Here is a 16,342-nt window from a genome sequence, read left to right as displayed (position 1 = left end):
CCGACGGGGTCCGGGGAGTGTCGAGGGTGCCGACCTACTTGCGGCCCAACTCGTGAGTCAGCGCCTCCAACTCGTCACCACCGGCCATTTCCTGCGTGAGGTGATCCAGCGTGATGTCGTCGTAGGCGCAGTCGAGTTTCTGGCGACCGCGGTTGAGCAACACGAAGTGGTCGCCCACCATGTGCGCGTGGTGGGGGTTGTGCGTGATGAAGACGACGCCGAAGCCGGCCTCCTTGGCCGCGGTGATGTACTTCAGCACGACCCCGGACTGCTTGACGCCCAGCGCCGCGGTGGGCTCGTCGAGAATCAACACCCGCGCCCCGAAGAACACCGCCCTGGCAATGGCGACGCACTGGCGCTGACCGCCCGACAACGAGCCGATCGGCGCGTCGACGTCGGGTAGTTCGATGCCCATCTTCGACAGCTCCGTCAGCGTGGTCGCCCGCATCGCGTTGGCGTCCAACGAGAACGGGAACGACTTCTTGCGGATCTCCTGGCCGAGGAAGAAGTTGCGCCACACCGGCATCAGCGGGACGACGGCCAGGTTCTGGTACACCGTGGCGATGCCCTTGGCCAACGCGTCGGCGGGTGAACCGAACTTGACAGACTCCCCGTCGACGATCAACTCGCCTTCGGTCTGCTGATGCAGTCCGGAGATGATCTTGATCAGCGTGGACTTGCCTGCGCCGTTGTCGCCGAGGATTCCGGTCACCTCGCCGGCGTGCACGCGTAGGCAGATGTCCTTGAGCGCGGTGATGTTGCCGTAGGACTTGCCGACGTTCTTTAGTTCGACCAGCGGCACCTTGCCACCGGAAGGTGCGTCGTGGCTTGGCTTCTCGACTGTGGTGGTCATGGGATCACTTCTTCGCTGCGTAGTTACGGAAGGCGTTGTTGGCGATCACCGCGAACAGCAGCATCGCGCCGAGGAAGAACTTGAACCAGTCCGGGTCCCACCCGGCGTAGACGATGCCCTGGTTCGTCATCCCGAAGATGAACGCACCGATGGCCGCGCCGATCGCCGTGCCGTAGCCACCGGTCAGCAGACAGCCGCCGATGACTGCGGCGATGATGTAGAAGAACTCGTTGCCGATGCCTTGGCCGGACTGCACCGTGTTGAACGCGAACAGCAGGTGCATGCCCACGAACCAGGCGCAGAACCCGACGAACATGAACAGCCCGATCTTGACCTTGGTGACCGGAACACCCACGGCGCGCGCACTGTCCGCGTCTCCGCCGACGGCGAAGATCCAGTTGCCGATCTTGGTCTTGAACAGCACCCACGTCGCCACCGCGGTGAAGATCAGCCACCACACCACGGTGATGCGGATGCCGACCCCGAACACGTTGAACGACGACGCGAAGACCTTCTGCGCCGAGGCGAAGCCGGACATGTCGCCGACGCTCTGGGTGGCCACCTGACCGGCGACCAGCTTGGTCACCGCGAGGTTGATGCCGGCCAGCATGAAGAACGAACTCAGCGTGATGAGGAAGCTGGGGATCTTCGTCTTCATCACCAGAAAGCCGTTGAGGAAGCCGACGCCCAGTGCGAGCGCCAGTGCCAGCGCCGCTCCCACCCAGAGATTCAGGTGCAGGTTGTAGGCCAGCATCGACGCGGCAAGCGAACTGAAGGTCACCGCCACACCCGCGGAGAGGTCGAACTCCCCGCCGATCATCAACACCGCCACGCCGCAGGCCATGATGCCGATCGTCGAGCTGGCATACAGCACCGTGGCCAAGGACGAGGCCTCGCGGAAGGGTGGCGCGACGACCAGGAAGAACACGAAGATGCCGATGGCACCGATACCGGCACCCATCTCGGGGCGGATCAGCAGTCGCTGCAGCCGATTTCGCTCCTTGACGCGTTCATCGCGTACGACCGCGTGGCCCCCCACGTTCAGGTCTGCTTGCATCGTCATGTCTGGCATCTCCGTTTCTAGCGAGTTCCGGCCTTGGCCAGCTCGGCGACGGCGTCGATGTTGCCTTGGTCGATGAAGGACGGTCCGGTCAGCGTCGGCTCACCGCCGCCGATCAGATTCTTGTTGGTGACGAACAGCCACAGCGAATCGATGGCGAGGTAGCCCTGGAGGTAGGGCTGCTGGTCGACCGCCCACTGCACCTGACCGCCCTTGATGGCGTCGACGAGTGCCGCGTTGGTGTCGAAGGTGACGATCTTGGCCGTGCTTCCGGCGTTGCCGACCGATTGGACCGCGGTCAGCGCGATGGGTGCGCCGAGCGCGACGATGTGGTCGACGGTCGGGTCCTGCTGCAGCTTCGCGGTGATCGTCGCCTCGACGGACGGCATGTCCTTGCTGTTGACGTTCAGAATCTCGGTCTGGCCCTTGAAGCCCTCCTTGACTCCGGCGCAGCGCGCTTCGAGGGCGACCTGGCCCTGCTCCTGGATCACGCAGACGACCTTCTTGGCGCCGTCGGCGTTGAGCTTCTCGCCGGCCGCGATTCCTGCCAGCCGCTCGTCCTGCCCGAAGTACTCCTGAACGCCCATCGACTTGAAGTTGTCGAAGCCGGAGTTGAACGCGACGACGGGAATTCCCTTGGCCTCGGCCGCCTTCACCGCAGGCGCCATGGCGTCGGGCTTGGCGAGCGTGACCGCGATGCCGTCCACTCCGCTGTCGATCGCGCTCTGGACGAGGTTGGCCTGGTTGGGCGCCTCGGGATCGTTGGAGTACCGGAGTTCGATGTTGTCCTTCTTCGCCGCGGCCTCGGCACCCTTGCGAATGAGGTCCCAGAAGGAGTCGCCGGGCACCTCGTGGGTGATCATCGCGACCGTCATGCGCGGCGTGTCGACGCTTCCGCCGCCACCCGAGCCCTCGCCCGACCCTTCGGGCTTGCCACCCGAGCTCGAACACGACACGAGCCCCAGGGCGATTACCCCGGCTCCAGCGGCGGCTGCCAGCCGAACAAACTTCATCGTTTCTCCTGTCTGCGGGTGCCGTGGGACACGGCCTTGAGACGATGTAATACGGGTCACAGCCGAAAGTCAACACTTTGTTCGGACATTAGGACTGCAGGTCATTTGACCGCTGGCGCGACGAAGTTAGCCAGCCGTCTTTGGAGGACGGCCGGCGTGCGGACGGTTAGCGGTCGACGAGCGTGGTCTCGAAGTAATACCGCGACGCGCGGTAGCAGTGGTCGCCGTACTCCACGGCTTTGCCCGAGTCGTCGAAGGCCGTCCGGCTCATGGACAGCAGTGGGGCACCGGCCTTCTCGGTCAACAGCCTGGCCTCGGTCCGCGTCGCGGGTCGGGCGCCGATGCGCTGCCTGGCAAGGCGAATGTGCACACCGCGGGCGCGCAACGCCTGATATAGGCCGCTGCGCTCCAGTTCGTCGGCCTCCGGGGCCAATTCGATCGGCAGGTAGTTGACCATCACCGCGAGCGGCTCGCCGTTGGCGCGCCGAAGTCGCTGGATGGTCACGATTTCGTGGCCGCTGGCGAGGCTGAGCTGAGTCGCGACCTCGTCCTCGGCCTGGCCGACCTGGTAGTCGAGCAGTTCAGTGGTGGGTTCCTGACCCGCTCGGGCGAGGTCGTCGTAGAGGCTGGTCAGCTCGACGCGACGGTGCACGGGATTCTGCACCACCTGGGTGCCAACGCCGCGCTTGCGCACCAAAAGGCCCTTGTCGACGATCTCCTGGATGGCGCGACGGGTCGTCGGCCGCGACAGGGTGAGACGCTTGGCGAGGTCGAGCTCGTTCTCGAACCGGTCGCCCGGCACCAGATGTCCGTCCCGGATGGCCGCCTCGATCGCCTGCGCCAGTTGGTAATACAGCGGAACGGGACTCGAGCGGTCGAGCTCTACCTCCAGGGGCACGTCGACTCCAATCTCGGGTGACCAGGCAAGACTGGGCCCAAGGGTAACACCGGCATGATCGCAAGTCCGAATGTCAGGACAAACTCTTGACAGACCGGAGTGACGGGGGGCACAGTCGTGGGGAGCCTCAGCCCATCCGACCCGGGAGCCGACTTGTCCACCTCAGAGCCGTTCGACGTGCTGGCCATCGGTCGCAGTGGCGTCGACATCTACCCCCTGCAGATCGGCGTCGGCCTCGAGGAGGTCGAGTCCTTCGGCAAGTTCCTCGGCGGCAGCGCCGCCAACGTGACGGTCGCCGCCGCCCGGCTCGGCAACCGCGCGGCGCTGATCTCCGGCGTCGGCAACGATCCCTTCGGCCGCTTCGTCCGCGCCGAGCTGGGTCGGCTCGGGGTCGACAACCGCTACGTCGCAACGCATGACGCCTTTCCCACCCCGGTCACCTTCTGCGAGATCTTTCCGCCGGACGACTTCCCGCTGTACTTCTACCGCAAGCCCAGCGCACCCGATCTGCAAGTCACCCCCGATGAGATCGACGCCGACGCCGTCCGATCGGCGCGGCTGTACTGGTCCACGGTCACGGGGCTTTCCGAAGAGCCGAGCCGCAGCGCGCACTTCGCCGCGTGGGAGGCCCGGAACCGGGCACCGCTGACGGTCCTCGACCTCGACTACCGACCGATGTTCTGGGAGAACGCCGCCGCCGCGACCGAGCAAGTGCAGCGCGCACTGCAGCACGTGAGCGTCGCCGTCGGCAACCGCGAAGAATGTGAGATCGCCGTCGGCGAGACCAACCCGCACAAGGCAGCCGACGCGCTACTCGACCTCGGCGTCGAATTGGCGATCGTCAAGCAGGGCCCCCGCGGCGTGCTCGGCAAGACCAGGCACTCGTCGGTCACCGTGCCGCCCAACGACGTCGACGTGGTCAACGGCCTCGGTGCCGGAGACAGCTTCGGCGGCAGCCTCATTCACGGTCTGCTGCACGACTGGCCGCTGGAGAAGACGCTGCGCTACGCGAACGCCGCCGGCGCCATCGTGGCGTCGCGGCTCGAGTGCTCGACCGCCATGCCCACCGCCGCCGAGGTCGCCGAGTTGGCCGAGAAGACCGCCGAGGACGCCGTCAATGTCTAGCGCTCTTTGTTCCGACTACGCCGCCGTCACCGACCTGCGCGCTGCCGACCCCGGCGCCGTCGCCCGCGCCTGGGACACCAGGACCACGCGCCCGACCATCCGTGGTGACGGTCGGCTGATGATCGTCGCCGCCGACCACCCCGCCCGCGGCGCATTGGCCGTTGGCAACCGCCCCACCGCGATGAACAGCCGCACCGATCTGCTGGACCGATTGCGCGCCGCGCTCGCCGAGCCCGGAGTCGACGGCGTCCTCGCGACCTCGGACATCCTAGACGACCTCCTGCTCCTTGGTGCCCTCGAGGACAAGGTGGTGTTCTCGTCGTTCAACCGCGGCGGCCTGGCCGGCGCCGCGTTCGAGCTCGACGACCGGATGACCGGCGCCACCGCCGAGTCCACCGCCGCCGCGAAGATGAACGGCGGAAAGATGTTGTGCCGCATCGCCCTCGACGATCCCGGCACCGTCGCGACCATGACGGCGTGCGCACGAGCCGTCGACGAGCTCGCCGCGCGAGGCCTCATCGCCATGCTCGAGCCGTTCATGTCCAGCCGCGTCAACGGCAAGGTCCACAACGACCTGAGCCCCGACGCCGTCATCAAGTCCGTGCACATCGGCCAGGGCCTCGGTTCGACGTCGGCATACACGTGGATGAAGCTGCCCGTGGTCCCCGAGATGGATCGCGTGATGGAGTCGACCACGATGCCGACGTTGCTGCTCGGCGGTGATCCCGCCGACCCCGACGAGGCGTTCGCGTCCTGGGAGAAGGCCCTCGGCCTGCCGTCGGTGCGCGGGCTCATCGTCGGCCGCACCCTGCTCTACCCCGCCGACGACGACGTGAGTTCCGCCGTGGCGACCGCCGTTTCGATGGTGAGGTAACCATGAACAGCAAGCTCTACATCCCGGCCCGCAGCGCCGAACTGCCCTATACGGTCGACGTCACCCCAAAGTCAGCGGGCTGGACCGAATCCTCCTTGCAGGTAATCGAACTGGACGACACCCAGTCCGCCGAGCTTCACACCGGCGGCACCGAGGTGATGATCCTTCCGCTGGCCGGCGGCGGCAGCGTCGAGTGCGACGGTGTGACGTTCGAACTGGCGAAACGCAACTCGGTCTTCGACGGCCCGTCCGACATGGTCTACCTCGGCATCGAGCAGGAGTATCGGATCACCGGCGAGGGCAGGTTCGCCATCTGCGGTGCCCGCGCGAACAGATCGTTCCCCAACCGCCGCGTGGCCGCCGCCGACGTGTCGGTCGAATTGCGGGGCGCGGGGAACTGCAGTCGGCAGGTGCACAACTTCGGCACCGCGGGCGTGTTCGAGGCCGACTCGCTGATCGCCTGCGAGGTCATCACCCCCGGCGGCAACTGGTCGAGCTACCCCGCCCACAAACACGACCAGAACACGCCGACCGAGTCCGAACTCGAGGAGATCTACTACTTCGAGATCGCGCCTGGCCCAGACGGTTCCAGAGGATTTGGCTACCACCGGGTGTACGGCACGCCGGACCGGCCGATCGAGGTGCTCGAAGAGGTCCGCACCGGTGACGTGGTGTTGGTGCCGCACGGCTATCACGGCCCGTCGGTCGCCGCCCCCGGCTACCACATGTACTACCTCAACGTGATGGCCGGACCGGGCGCCGAACGCGCCTGGAAGATCGTCGACGACCCCGAACACGCATGGCTCCGCGGCACTTGGGACGACCAGAGTGTCGACCCCCGCCTACCGCTGCACGCCCCGAAGGGAGCATGACCATGGTCTCCACCGCACCCAAACGAGCCGAGAAGATCGCCGACGGCGAGCCCACCGTACGACTCACCGTCGCGCAGGCCACCATTCGGTTCCTCGGCAACCAGTACGTCGAGCACGACGGCACCCGCACCAAGTTCTTCGCCGGAGCCTTCGGCATCTTCGGACACGGCAACGTCGCCGGCCTCGGACAGGCCCTGCTGCAGGACGAGCTCACGGCAATCGAGACGGGTACCGAACCCGGCCTGCGCTACGTACTGGCCCGCAACGAGCAGGCCATGGTGCACAGCGCCGTCGCCTACGCCCGGCAGAAGGACCGGCTGCAGACTTGGGCCATCACCGCCAGCGTCGGACCCGGCTCGACCAACATGCTGACCGGCGCCGCCCTGGCGACCATCAACCGGTTGCCCGTCCTACTGCTGCCCGCCGACACCTTCGCCACCAGGGCGAGTTCGCCTGTGCTGCAGGAACTCGAGCTGCCGTCCTCCGGGGACATCACCGTCAACGACGCGTTCAAGCCGCTGTCCCGGTATTTCGACCGGGTGTGGCGGCCCGAGCAACTGCCCGCCGCGCTGCTCGGCGCGATGCGGGTGCTCACCGATCCCGTCGAGACGGGCGCCGCCACGGTTTCAATCCCCCAGGACGTGCAGGCCGAGGCCCATGACTGGCCGGAGTCGCTGTTCGCCGAACGCACGTGGCACGTCTCGCGGCCGCTCCCAGAACGATCGGTGATCGCGCGGGCCGCCGAGGTCATCCGCGCGGCGAGGAAGCCGCTCATCGTCGCCGGCGGTGGCGTGATCTACTCCGACGCGTCCGACGCCCTTGCCGCGTTTTGCGAGAAGACGGGCATCCCCGTCGGTCAGAGCCAAGCGGGCAAGGGGGCACTCCCCTACGACCACCCCCAGTCGGTCGGCGCCATCGGCTCCACCGGCACCACCGCGGCCAATGCCCTGGCCACCGAGGCCGACGTCGTCATCGGAATCGGTACCCGCTACAGCGATTTCACCAGCGCCTCGCGGACCGCGTTCAACAACCCCGACGTGAAGTTCGTCAACGTCAACGTCGCGTCGATCGACTCCGTCAAGCAGGGTGGCGTCAGCGTCGTCTCCGACGCCCGCGAGGCCCTCGAGGCGCTCGGCGTCGCACTGGGCGACTACTCGGTGAACGACGAGTACCGCACGCGCACCGCCGATCTCGCGAAGGAATGGGACGACACCGTCTCCGCGGTGTACAAGCTCGACGACGACGTGGCGCTGAACCAAAACCAGGTGATCGGCCTGGTCAACACGTTGTCCGAGCCCCGCGACGTCGTGGTCTGCGCCGCCGGTTCGATGCCCGGCGATCTGCACAAGCTGTGGCGCACCAGGGATCGCAAGGGGTACCACGTCGAATACGGCTACTCCTGCATGGGTTACGAGATCGCCGGCGGCATCGGAGCCAAGATGGCCGAGCCGGACCGCGACGTGTTCGTCATGGTCGGCGACGGCTCCTACCTGATGATGGCCACCGAACTGGTCACCGCGGTGCAGGAGAACGTCAAGATCATCGTCGTGCTGGTGCAGAACCACGGCTTCGCGTCCATCGGCGGCCTTTCCGAGGCGCTCGGCTCTCAGCGCTTCGGCACGGCGTATCGCTACCGCAGCGGCGACGGTCGTCTCGACGGCGACAAGCTGCCGGTGGACCTGGCCGCCAACGCCGCCAGTCTCGGCGCCGACGTGATCCGCGTCGTCACCGCCGCCGAGTTCACCGACGCGGTCAAGGTCGCCAAGGCCAGCGACCGGACGACGGTGATCCACGTCGAGACCGACCCGCTGGTCTTCGCCCCGGACAGCGAATCGTGGTGGGACGTACCGGTATCGGAGACGTCCACGCTCGAGTCGACCAGGACCGCATACCAGACGTACTCGGACTGGAAGAAGATCCAGCGGCCGTTCGTCCGACCGTCTGGCAGCTGAGGGGCTCACCATGAAGATTGCACTCGACCCCACCCCGTTCCACCATGACTACGAGCTTCTCGAATTCCCGCGGGTAGTAGCCGAATTGGGCTTCGAACACCTGCAACTCACCCCGCATCGGGACTTCATCCCGTTCTACAACCACCCGCGGGCCGACGACGATCTGGTGGCCAAGTTCCGCAAGGCGTGCGAGCGCGCGAACGTGGGGATCGCCTCGGTCCTCCCGGTGCTGCGCTGGTCGGGCCCCGACGAGGACGCGCGGGAAGCGGCCGTCCGGAACTGGAAGCGCGTCATCCAGATCACCGTCGACCTCGGCGTCAACGTGATCAACACCGAATTCTCCGGCAGGCCGGAACGCGCCGAGGAATCCGAGCGGGCGTTCTTCCGGTCCATGGAGGAACTGATGCCGATCTTCGAGCGCGAGGGCATCGACGTCCGCATCGATCCGCACCCGGACGACTTCGTCGAGGACGGCTTGGAAGCGGTGCGCATCATCCGGGGCGTCAACTCCCCCAACCTCGGCATGGTCTTCGTCGCCTGCCACGCCTTTCACATGGGGGGCACTATGGGCTCGAACATGATTGACATCATGCGGGCCGCCGGCGACAAACTTCGGCTGGTCCACGTCGCCGACACCATGGACCACCATCGCAGCCACGGGCTTCGGTACATCACCAATCCCCCTGGCAACGCGGCCCGGGTGCACCAGCACCTCAAGATCGGCGACGGTGACGTCGACTGGGACGAGTTCTTCTCCGGGCTCGCCGAGATCGGGTTCTACGACCGTCCCGACACCGTGCTGGTGTCCTCGGTGTTCGCCGAGGACGAGAACGCACACGAGGTGTCGCGTTACCAGCTCGCCACCATGACCGACTACGTCGCCAAGTACACGCACTAGACCCAGATTTGGAGGATTCGGTGACCACACCACGCCTGGTGGCGACCGCGTGGACCAGCGCCGGCGACACCTCGCCGATGCGCACCCCCGCCACCAGCCCGGTGCCCATCGCCGAGCGCGTCAGGGCGATCGCCGACGCGGGGTTCTGCGGGTTCGGGCTGATCACCGACGACCTCGTCGCCATCCGTGACGCCATCGGCTTCGACGCGCTGAAGGGCGTGATCGCCGACGCGGGCCTGCCCCACGTCGAGATCGAACTGCTCGAGCGCTGGTGGATCCCGCGCGGCGCACCGGGGCACACCTACGACGTCCGCGACCTGCTGTTCGAGGCGGCCGACGTCCTACGTCCGGTGATGATCAAGATCGGCTCGGAGAACGGGCCGCCGACGACGGACCCACTCGCCCTCGCGGCACCCCTGCGGGAACTCGCCGAGCAGGCCGCGGACCACGGGACCAAGGTCGCCATCGAGACGATGCCCTTCTCGGCGATCGCCACGGTGCCGATGGGTGCCGAGATCGTCTCGGCAGCAGGCCATCCCGCGGCCGGACTGCTCGTCGACGCCTGGCACGTCTTCCGGGCCGACACGTCCTTGGCCGAGCTCCGCGCCGCACTGCGACCCGAGATGATCTTCGGCGTCGAACTCGACGACGCGGCACCAGAGATCGTCGGCACGTTGTTCGACGACACCGTCGACCATCGCGTGCTGTGCGGTGACGGGACCTTCGACCTCGTCGGTCTGGTGGCGACGTTGCGCGACCTGGAGTTCGACGGGCCGTGGGGTGTGGAGATCCTGTCGACGTCGTTTCGGGCGCTGCCGGTGCATCAGGCACTGCGGCTCGCGGCGGACTCGGCGCTGACCGTTCTGTAATTCCGCGACAATGGTCCCCATGCCATTCGCCGAACTGCACCTGCACCTCGAGGGCACCCTCGAACCGGAGACGATCCTGCGCCTCGCCGAGCGCAACCGGATCGACCTGCCCTATGCCGACGTCGACGAACTCTCGGCGCAGTACGACTTCGCGGATCTGCAGTCGTTCCTGAACCTGTACTACGCCAACATGGCCACCCTGCAGACCGCGGTGGACTTCGCCGAGATGACCGACGCGTACCTCGCAAGGGCCGCCCGCGCCGGTGTCCGCCACGCCGAGGTGTTCCTCGACCCCCAAGCCCACCTGAGCCGCGGGATCGCCCTTGAGGAGGTGATGGACGGCGTTTCGGCGGCGCTCGAATCCTCACTCGCCACCCACGGGGTCAGCAGCGGTCTGATCATCGCGATGCTGCGCGACCACAGCGCCCAGTCGGCCATGGACGTCCTCGATGGCGTTGTCGCACTTGGCAAGCCGATCCTCGGAATCGGACTGGACTCCGCCGAGGTGGGACATCCGCCGTCGAAGTTCGTCGACGTCTTCGCCAGGGCACGCGCAGAGGGGCTGCACCTGGTGGCGCACGCCGGTGAGGAAGGTCCGCCCGCCTACATCTGGGAGGCGTTGGATCTGCTCGGCGTCGAGCGGGTCGACCACGGCATCCGCTGCCTCGAGGACGACGCCCTCGTCGAGCGGTTGGTCAACGAGCAGACGCCGTTGACGGTGTGCCCCCTGTCCAACGTGCGACTGCGCGTCGTCGACGACATCGCCGACCACCCGCTGCCCGCCATGCTGCAGCGGGGGCTCAACGTCTCCGTCAACTCCGACGACCCCGCCTACTTCGGGGGTTATCTGGACGACAACGTGACAGCCGTCCGCGACGCGCTCGGTCTCGACCAGGCGGCGCTGACGACCCTGGCACGCAACTCCGTCACGGCCTCGTTCGCCGACGGTGCCCGCAAGGCCGAGTTACTCGCGGAGATCGCTAACGGCTAAACGGTCAGCACGTGGTGCCCGGCGCGGGCAGGGTGCGGTCGACGAGGTACTTGGTGGCGGCCTCGTCGACGCAGGACTCGCCTTCGAAGACGACCGTGTGTTGCGTGCCGTCATAGGTCAGCAGCCCGCCATGCAGTTCCTTGGCCAGGTCGACCCCCGCCTGATACGGGGTGGCCGGGTCGTGGGTCGTGGACACGACGAGGACCGGCGGCAGGCCGGGCGCGGCCGCCGCGTGCGGGGCGCTCGTCGACGGCACCGGCCAAAATGCGCAGTAGTCCATCGGCGCGTCGCCGGTGAACGGCCCAAAGGTCATGAACGGGGCGACTTTTCGCATCTGCCGGTCCTCCTCGACGAACTTCGCGCGGTCGGTGACGGGCGGCCGGTCGACGCACGTGATCGCGATCTGGGCGTCGCCGATGTTGCCGTAGTGGCCCTGCTCGTCGCGTTGGGAGTAGTCGTCGGCCAGCTCCAGCAGGGTGTCGCCGTGCCCTTTGGCCAGCTCGGTCAAGCCCTGGGTCAGGTGCTTCCACAGGGTCGGCGAGTACATCGCATTCATGGTGCCCGTGATCGCGTCGCCGTAACTCAGCCCCCGAGGATCCTGGGTCGGTGCGGCCTTCGCCACCAGAGGGTCGACCAGGTGGTGGTAGACGTCGACTGCCTTTGCCGGATCGGTGCCGAGCGGGCACGTGGCGCTCTCGGCGCAGTCCTTGGCATAGTCGTCGAACGCCTTCTGAAAGCCGGCCGCCTGGTCGACGTCGGATTGCATCGGATCGGCGTCCGGGTCTACGGCGCCGTCGAGGATCATCGCCCGCACCTTGTCCGGATACGCCTCGGCGTAGGCCGAGCCGATCAGGGTGCCGTAGGAATAGCCGATGTAGGTGAGTTTGTCGTCGCCGAGCGCGGCCCGCAGCGCATCGAGATCCTTGACGACACTGGCGGTTCCGACGTTGGCGAGGAATTCCTTGCCCATCCGGTCGACGCAGCGCTGCACGAACTTCTTCTCGGTGTCCTCGATGTGGGCGACGCCCGCGGGGCTGTAGTCGACCTGCGGGTCGGCGCGCGCGGCGTCGGCCTCGGCGTCGGAGTTGCAGCGCAGAGCCGGCGTCGACGAGCCAATCCCCCGTGGATCGAATCCGACCAGGTCGAAGCGCTGCCGGATCTCGGCGGGCAATGCGTCCACCGTGCCGATCGCCGCGTCGACCCCGGACCCGCCGGGACCACCGGGGTTGATCACCAGCGACCCGATCTTCTGCCCGGTCGCGGGAAAGCGGATCAACGCCAACGTGGCGCTGCCGGCGTCCGGCTTGGCGTAATCGACCGGCACGGTGAGCTTTCCGCACTGCGCACCGTCGGGCAGCTCCGCGTCGTCGCCTCCGGCCGCGACCTGACACGGCCCCCACTGCACGGTCTCACCCGCCTGTTCGGGACTGGCCTCCGACGTACCGCGGACCGTCCCACCGCAGCCGGCCGTCACCGCACTTATCACCGCGACCGCAGCCAGGACGAACAGTGACCGGCCAACGCCGCGATCTTGAATCCAGCTCATCGGCAACATGCTGCCATGGGGACCCTGGAACGTCGCTGAGCGCAGAAGCCTCACTTTGGCCGTGTTGTCGTCACCGCGTCGGGGTATCACCGGGGTGACCCGTCTGTGGACGAGAGGTCACGGTGGAGGAAACCGACCATGGGCGGCGGTTCGCCATCGAGAGCCATCAAAGGGTGGGCGACGTCTCGACGTGATGGGCCGGACCGATCAGAGGATGTGCGGCATGGGCGCATTGGGCCGCCCGTGTCTCTAGCGGAGGAAGAGCGTGTCGGCGAGCACGTAGGCCGCGACGACGAAGACGAGGTAAGCGAACCAACGCTGCAGCCGCTTGGTGTCGAGTTTGGTGCCGTAGTGGCCCGCGACCAGCGATCCGACGATGGCGGTACCCACGAATGCCGTGGTGATCGCCCAGTCGACGCCTGCCCCGCCGAGGTGGGAAACCACGGCGGCAGCGGAGTTGGCGACGATGATGAGCAGCGAGGTGCCGATGGCGACGGGCATCTGCACACCGAGCATCAAGACCAGCGCCGGAATGATCAAGAATCCGCCGCCGACACCGAACAACCCGGTGAGCAGGCCGACGACAAACCCGGCGGGGATCGACCGAGGTACGCAACGGCGCCAGTCGACGCCGCGGTCTCCAACGGTGCAAGCGGTGCCGGTGTCCCCGTTGTCCTGCAGCATCCGGACTCCGGCCATGACCATCACCAATGCGAAGCCGATCAGCAATGCTGACTGCGGCAGGTGCCTGCCGATCGCGGTGCCGAGAAATGTCGCCGGGATGCCGGTCACGGCGAAGATCGCAGCGAGTCGCCACTGGACTTGACGGGCAAGGACTTTCGGCAGTGCCCCGACGGCGGAGGCAATGCCGATCACGATGAGCGACATCGGAATCGCCTGGCTCAAGTCGAGGCCGAGAAGATAGACCAGCGCGGGCACGGCGAGGATCGATCCGCCGCCGCCAAGCAGGCCCAGCATCACCCCGATCACGGCGCCCAGGGCGAGGGCGATTCCGATGGTCACCGTCGATCCGACGCCGAGGTCTGTGTCAGTTCGTCGACGGCAGTGCGCAGCTTGGCCGACGCGTCGTCGGCGACCGCGCGCAGCCCCGGCTGATCGGCCACCTGCACCATCAGCTGCCGATCCACCTCGACAGCACGGTGCACGAGTGCCGGGTTACACGCGCCGAGGATTGGATAGTTCTCCATGTCCTCGTTCAGCTTGGCCTTCATCGTAGCCTTGACGTCGATCTCAGTGAGCACGCCAAAGCCCTGTCCTAGGAGTGCCTCTCGGCTCGTCGACGTGTTCACCACACCCGGCCCAGCCGGTCTTCCCGCACACCGCGGGCACGTCTTGGGGTAGCTCATTGGATTCGTCCTCGGGGCCGTAGAGCATCAGCGCTTGGTCGCGATCTTGGCCCGCACGTCGGCCATGTCGAGCGCCTTGATCTCGGCAATCAGATCCTCGAGGGCTGCCGCAGGCATCGCCCCGGGTTGGCGGTAGACGAGCACCCCGTCGCGAAACGCCATGATCGTCGGAATGGCCTGAATCTGCAGCGCCCCAGCAATTTCGGGCTCCGCCTCAGTGTCGATCTTGGCGTGTACGACGTCGGGATGCGACTTCGCGGAACGGTCGAACACCGGGGCAAAGGCGCGACATGGTCCACACCACGAAGCCCAGAAGTCGTCCACGACGACCGCGTTGTCGGCGACGGTGGATTCGAAGTTCGAACTGGTCAGGTTGATCGGCGACATTGTGGTGTCCTTTCGTCGTTGCTGCAGTGGAAAGCGAGGTACTGACCCGCGAGCATCGGGCGCGAGGTCCCCAGGTCACGGCGTGTGATTGCCTGTCGATTAGGCGTTTTGGACGGCGTCTTCCCAGGCGCGGTAGCCACCGAGGATGTCGCTGACGTCGGTGAAGCCGTGTTGGCGCAGCAGACTCGCCGCGACCGAGGACCGGTAGCCTCCGGCGCAGTACACAACGGTCGGTGCGGTCGGATCGAGTTCACCAAGCCGGGCGGGCAACTGGGCCACCGGGATCGAGATCGCGTTCGGGATGGCGCCGGTCTCGACCTCTCCGGGATTGCGGACGTCGACGATCTGCAGCGTGGTGATCTGCGCCGTACGTTCGTCAAAGGTCTTGGCAGTCAAGCGCGATGCCACCTGGACGTCATCGCGATTCTCGAACATCACCTCGTAGGGCTTGTCGAGGTAGCCGATGACCCGATCGAAGCCGATGCGGGCGAGCCGGTTCTTGCCTTCCAGTTCCCGGCCCGGCTCGGTGAAGAGCACGACGTCGACGTCGGACGGCAGAACGGATCCGGCGAATTCGGCGTAGCGCCCCTCGAGGCCGATGTTGATCGCGTGGCGCAGATGCCCGAGCGCGAACTCCTCGGGGCTGCGACCGTCAACCAGCACGGCTCCTCCCCTGATCGCACCGAGGACCTGGTCGTAGGTCATAGCCGGCGGCATTTTGGTCTCGTCGAGCAGTTCGCGGTCTTTGCGGTTGAGGATCGCGTCGTAGACGAAGTAGCCGGGCGCCGGCGGCTGCCCCTCGGTGACCAGCTTCATGAACGTCGCCTTGTCCGGTGCGCGCAGTGCGTAATTGGTGGCCTTCTGCTCACCGATGGTCGACCAGAGGTCGGTGGACAGGTTCTTGCCGCAGGCGGAACCGGCGCCGTGTGCCGGGTAGACCCTGGTGGCGTCGGGCAGGGTCATCAACTTGCCGTGCAGCGAGTCGTAGAGCTTGTCGGCGAGTTCTTCGCGGGTGAAGCCGACCGAGGCCAACAGATCGGGCCGGCCGACGTCGCCGATGAACAGAGCATCGCCGGTGAGCACGCCGTAGGGAATCTCGCCGTCGGCGTGTTCGTACACGACGATGCTCAGCGATTCCGGCGTGTGCCCCGGTGTGTGACGGAATTCCAGCGTCACCTCGCCCAGCGAATGGCGTTCGCCGTCGGCCACGCCCTTCGATTCGAATTCGGTATCGGCGACCGAGGAGAAGACGATCTTTGCGCCGGTTGCCTTGGCCAGCTCGAGGTGACCGGACAGGAAGTCCGCGTGAAAGTGCGTCTCGATCACCAGCTCGACGGTCAGGCCGAGCTTCTCGGCGTCGGCCAGATACTCGGACGCATCACGCTGCGGGTCGACAACCACTGCGCGCCCGGTGGTTTCGTCAGCGATCAGATACGACGCATGCGACAGACAATCCAAGTAGTACTGAATGAACTTCATGTCCTCAGTCCCCCTCATTCAATTCGGTAGTGCCATGCTGGCATATACCCCTATGGGTATGTCAACTACCCCCGGGGGTATTTTATTTCTCTGGATGCAATACCCTATGGGGTATATTGACAGCATGATCCGAACATACCCCCGGCAGTATTCGAGGC

At 66.5% G+C, this 16,342-nt stretch carries 16 protein-coding genes; 7 read left to right on the top strand and 9 right to left on the bottom strand.

All coding sequences use genetic code 11. From position 1 onward, the window contains the following. Window positions 1–34: 34 nt before the first annotated feature. The 4 genes from B1790_RS09515 to B1790_RS09500 all read right to left on the bottom strand — a co-directional run bounded on the left by B1790_RS09515 (window position 35) and on the right by B1790_RS09500 (window position 3,824). A complete protein-coding gene (locus B1790_RS09515; protein WP_079922965.1) occupies window positions 35–853 on the bottom strand; it encodes an ATP-binding cassette domain-containing protein in 819 nt (272 codons plus the stop codon). Window positions 854–857: 4 nt separating this feature from the next. Then, the gene (locus B1790_RS09510; protein WP_079922964.1) at window positions 858–1,916 is read right to left on the bottom strand and encodes an ABC transporter permease; all 1,059 of its coding nucleotides are present in this window, start codon (window positions 1,914–1,916) and stop codon (window positions 858–860) included. Window positions 1,917–1,933: 17 nt separating this feature from the next. Continuing rightward, window positions 1,934–2,926: a substrate-binding domain-containing protein gene (locus tag B1790_RS09505; RefSeq protein ID WP_079922963.1), complete on the bottom strand. Its 993-nt coding sequence runs from the start codon at window positions 2,924–2,926 to the stop codon at window positions 1,934–1,936. 166 nt (window positions 2,927–3,092) lie between these two features. After that, a complete protein-coding gene (locus tag B1790_RS09500) occupies window positions 3,093–3,824 on the bottom strand; it encodes a GntR family transcriptional regulator (protein WP_079922962.1) in 732 nt (243 codons plus the stop codon). Window positions 3,825–3,977: 153 nt separating this feature from the next. On the opposite strand from B1790_RS09500, the gene iolC reads away from it, so the two are divergent. From iolC to B1790_RS09465, 7 genes are read left to right on the top strand one after another with little or no spacing between them, the layout of a single operon-like run. Next, window positions 3,978–4,949 (top strand): 5-dehydro-2-deoxygluconokinase, encoded by a 972-nt coding sequence (iolC, locus tag B1790_RS09495; RefSeq protein ID WP_079922991.1) that lies wholly within the window; start codon window positions 3,978–3,980, stop codon window positions 4,947–4,949. Further along, complete coding sequence (locus tag B1790_RS09490; protein WP_079922961.1) at window positions 4,942–5,823, top strand: aldolase; 882 nt, start codon at window positions 4,942–4,944, stop codon at window positions 5,821–5,823. Before iolC ends, B1790_RS09490 begins: the two co-directional genes overlap by 8 nt. Before the next feature lie 2 nt (window positions 5,824–5,825). Next, the gene (gene iolB / locus B1790_RS09485; protein WP_079922960.1) at window positions 5,826–6,695 is read left to right on the top strand and encodes a 5-deoxy-glucuronate isomerase; all 870 of its coding nucleotides are present in this window, start codon (window positions 5,826–5,828) and stop codon (window positions 6,693–6,695) included. A gap of 2 nt (window positions 6,696–6,697) precedes the next feature. Continuing rightward, a complete protein-coding gene (iolD, locus tag B1790_RS09480; RefSeq protein WP_079922990.1) occupies window positions 6,698–8,647 on the top strand; it encodes a 3D-(3,5/4)-trihydroxycyclohexane-1,2-dione acylhydrolase (decyclizing) in 1,950 nt (649 codons plus the stop codon). A gap of 10 nt (window positions 8,648–8,657) precedes the next feature. After that, the gene (locus B1790_RS09475) at window positions 8,658–9,545 is read left to right on the top strand and encodes a sugar phosphate isomerase/epimerase family protein (RefSeq protein WP_079922959.1); all 888 of its coding nucleotides are present in this window, start codon (window positions 8,658–8,660) and stop codon (window positions 9,543–9,545) included. 20 nt (window positions 9,546–9,565) lie between these two features. Continuing rightward, window positions 9,566–10,414, top strand: a complete 849-nt coding sequence (locus B1790_RS09470; protein WP_233165030.1) for a sugar phosphate isomerase/epimerase — start codon at window positions 9,566–9,568, stop codon at window positions 10,412–10,414. A gap of 10 nt (window positions 10,415–10,424) precedes the next feature. Further along, the gene (locus tag B1790_RS09465; RefSeq protein ID WP_079922958.1) at window positions 10,425–11,405 is read left to right on the top strand and encodes an adenosine deaminase; all 981 of its coding nucleotides are present in this window, start codon (window positions 10,425–10,427) and stop codon (window positions 11,403–11,405) included. A gap of 4 nt (window positions 11,406–11,409) precedes the next feature. Here B1790_RS09465 and B1790_RS09460 read toward each other — a convergent pair whose 3' ends face one another. The 5 genes from B1790_RS09460 to B1790_RS09440 all read right to left on the bottom strand — a co-directional run bounded on the left by B1790_RS09460 (window position 11,410) and on the right by B1790_RS09440 (window position 16,184). Further along, on the bottom strand, window positions 11,410–12,951 hold the full coding sequence (locus B1790_RS09460) for an alpha/beta hydrolase (protein WP_079922988.1): 1,542 nt from the start codon (window positions 12,949–12,951) through the stop codon (window positions 11,410–11,412). Window positions 12,952–13,200: 249 nt separating this feature from the next. Then, entirely contained in the window at window positions 13,201–13,974 is a 774-nt protein-coding gene (locus tag B1790_RS09455) for a sulfite exporter TauE/SafE family protein (protein WP_079922957.1), read from the bottom strand. Beyond that, window positions 13,971–14,264, bottom strand: a complete 294-nt coding sequence (locus tag B1790_RS09450) for a DUF302 domain-containing protein (RefSeq protein ID WP_233165036.1) — start codon at window positions 14,262–14,264, stop codon at window positions 13,971–13,973. Before B1790_RS09450 ends, B1790_RS09455 begins: the two co-directional genes overlap by 4 nt. Before the next feature lie 81 nt (window positions 14,265–14,345). Beyond that, the gene (gene trxA / locus B1790_RS09445) at window positions 14,346–14,705 is read right to left on the bottom strand and encodes a thioredoxin (RefSeq protein WP_079922955.1); all 360 of its coding nucleotides are present in this window, start codon (window positions 14,703–14,705) and stop codon (window positions 14,346–14,348) included. 99 nt (window positions 14,706–14,804) lie between these two features. After that, window positions 14,805–16,184: a rhodanese-like domain-containing protein gene (locus tag B1790_RS09440; protein WP_079922954.1), complete on the bottom strand. Its 1,380-nt coding sequence runs from the start codon at window positions 16,182–16,184 to the stop codon at window positions 14,805–14,807. Window positions 16,185–16,342 lie beyond the last annotated feature (158 nt).

Origin of the sequence: Mycobacterium sp. AT1 (assembly GCF_002043095.1) — a bacterium.
GTDB lineage: Bacteria > Actinomycetota > Actinomycetes > Mycobacteriales > Mycobacteriaceae > Mycobacterium.
The sequence above is the reverse complement of the archived record's forward strand: the minus strand, read 5'-3'. Positions and strand labels throughout refer to the sequence as shown.

What these genes read in the sequence shown, in the direction of transcription:
- B1790_RS09515 (WP_079922965.1), bottom strand. Translation starts at nt 853, where the DNA reads ATGACCACCACAGTCGAGAAGCCAAGCCACGACGCACCTTCCGGTGGC.
- B1790_RS09510 (WP_079922964.1), bottom strand. Translation starts at nt 1,916, where the DNA reads ATGACGATGCAAGCAGACCTGAACGTGGGGGGCCACGCGGTCGTACGC.
- B1790_RS09505 (WP_079922963.1), bottom strand. Translation starts at nt 2,926, where the DNA reads ATGAAGTTTGTTCGGCTGGCAGCCGCCGCTGGAGCCGGGGTAATCGCC.
- B1790_RS09490 (WP_079922961.1), top strand. Translation starts at nt 4,942, where the DNA reads ATGTCTAGCGCTCTTTGTTCCGACTACGCCGCCGTCACCGACCTGCGC.
- iolB (WP_079922960.1), top strand. Translation starts at nt 5,826, where the DNA reads ATGAACAGCAAGCTCTACATCCCGGCCCGCAGCGCCGAACTGCCCTAT.
- iolD (WP_079922990.1), top strand. Translation starts at nt 6,698, where the DNA reads ATGGTCTCCACCGCACCCAAACGAGCCGAGAAGATCGCCGACGGCGAG.
- B1790_RS09475 (WP_079922959.1), top strand. Translation starts at nt 8,658, where the DNA reads ATGAAGATTGCACTCGACCCCACCCCGTTCCACCATGACTACGAGCTT.
- B1790_RS09465 (WP_079922958.1), top strand. Translation starts at nt 10,425, where the DNA reads ATGGTCCCCATGCCATTCGCCGAACTGCACCTGCACCTCGAGGGCACC.
- B1790_RS09460 (WP_079922988.1), bottom strand. Translation starts at nt 12,951, where the DNA reads ATGAGCTGGATTCAAGATCGCGGCGTTGGCCGGTCACTGTTCGTCCTG.
- trxA (WP_079922955.1), bottom strand. Translation starts at nt 14,705, where the DNA reads ATGTCGCCGATCAACCTGACCAGTTCGAACTTCGAATCCACCGTCGCC.
- B1790_RS09440 (WP_079922954.1), bottom strand. Translation starts at nt 16,184, where the DNA reads ATGAAGTTCATTCAGTACTACTTGGATTGTCTGTCGCATGCGTCGTAT.